Source organism: Streptomyces sp. NPDC048171, from assembly GCF_043202655.1.
Taxonomy (GTDB): Bacteria; Actinomycetota; Actinomycetes; order Streptomycetales; family Streptomycetaceae; genus Streptomyces.
Genome location: NZ_JBIDAU010000043.1, coordinates 1 through 1514 on the forward strand (window position 1 = coordinate 1; position 1514 = coordinate 1514).

The 1514-nt window shown below is 65.5% G+C and carries 1 protein-coding gene and 1 pseudogene; one reads left to right on the forward strand and one right to left on the reverse strand.

The annotated features are described in order from the left end of the window. Positions 1 to 293: 293 nt before the first annotated feature. A complete protein-coding gene (locus ACGF3J_RS38700) occupies positions 294 to 740 on the forward strand; it encodes an SRPBCC family protein (RefSeq protein ID WP_393856128.1) in 447 nt (148 codons plus the stop codon). Between the two features lie 585 nt (positions 741 to 1325). Here ACGF3J_RS38700 and ACGF3J_RS38705 read toward each other — a convergent pair. Beyond that, positions 1326 to 1514: pseudogene (locus ACGF3J_RS38705) on the reverse strand (hypothetical protein); the annotation flags it as partial.

Sequence of the window (1514 nt, forward strand, 5' to 3'; positions counted from 1 at the left end):
GACCGAGTCCACGAACGGTCCCCGATCTGACCGTGCCGCTCAGCCAAGCGTGGCGGCGTACCGGACGCATCGACCACGCCCTGGAGTTCTTGGACCAGATTCGCGCCTGCCAGCGGTTCGTCTTGCGCCCCATGTACGGCAGCCCCACTACTTCGCCCTCATCGCCATCGCCGACAACACCGCCTACGAAGCCTTCGTCATGGGCAAACTCACCGGCCACCCCGCCGTACGCGGCTTGGAGTCTCGCCTCACCATGAAAACGATCATGGTGAGGCGCGGTCTACCCTCGTGGGGTGTCGCCCCTCGCGCTTACCGCTTCTTCGCACTCGAAGGCGTCTGCCGCCCTCGTCTACGCAGCACTTCTGGATGCGGAATCCTGGCCGTCGTGGTCTGCCTACGCGGACGTCGAGTGGGATGTTCCTGCGGGTGTCGACCGACCGGCACGCGTGGGTGACGTGCGCACCATCCGTTCCCGCACCGGACGTGTGTGCTGCCGCGAGCGCATCGTTGAACTGGTTCCGGACCAGCGGTTCAGCTACGGACAGGCCGCAGAGCTGTTCGCATCTCATCGGGGGTCTGTGGACCTGGCCCGGGCCGCCCATGGAGGTACCGACATCACCTGGTCAGTGACCTACCGGCACTCCCTCCCGCTCTTGGACGTGCTCAGGAGACGGCGCTTGCAGGTTTGGGTTCACGATCTCGCGTCATACGCCAACTCAATCGTGAGCCGTAACTCATGAAGCGCGTTGTGAGTTCATGATCCACGCTTCTTGAGGCGCCTCCAGCAGATCAGGCTGCAGCCCAATGAAATGAAGGCGTCGTGGAGTTCGAGGCGTCGTTCCCACCGGACGGCGAGGTCACCAAGGAGTGACTGGGGCCGCCGGCGTGGTCGGCCAGGCTGGCCGGCGACGGGTGCGATGCCGTCCACAAGAGCGAGCGTCTGGGTGATGTCGTTGACGTTCGCCGCGGTAGTGATGACGTGGAGCGGGGTGCCTCTGCCGTCGCAGATCAGGGGTGTTTGCCACCCGTCTTCCGCCGGTGGACCGGTGACGGACCGGTCGCTAACCCCCCTTTCGCGTCGACGTGAGAGCCGTCCACGCAGGCGCGGGACCAGTCGAGCACCAGCCGCCGTGCTCGGACTCGGATGCTGGCCATGGTGGTTCCGTGTCCGAGCACGCGTACGGCCATGTTGGTCGGTGCCGGGGACGAAACGATTCTCGTCACAGCCGTTGCCTGCTGTGGGTGTGTCGGTCTCTTGGGTGGGGACGGACTTGTCTGGGTGTGGCGGGGCTGCGGGTCGGGCGGGTCGGGTGGGTTGGGTTGGGTTAGGGGGTGGGGTGGGTGGTGAGGGTGGTGGTGAAGATGGGTTGGTTGTTTTGGTGGCCGGTGATGTGGGTGGTGTGGGGTTGGGTGTGGGGTTGGCTGGGGGTGTGGGTGGTGATGTGGGTGGGTTGGTCGAGTTCGGCGTATTGGGTGAAGTGGGCGGTGAGGTGGTGGGGGTGGGTGGGGGGTTG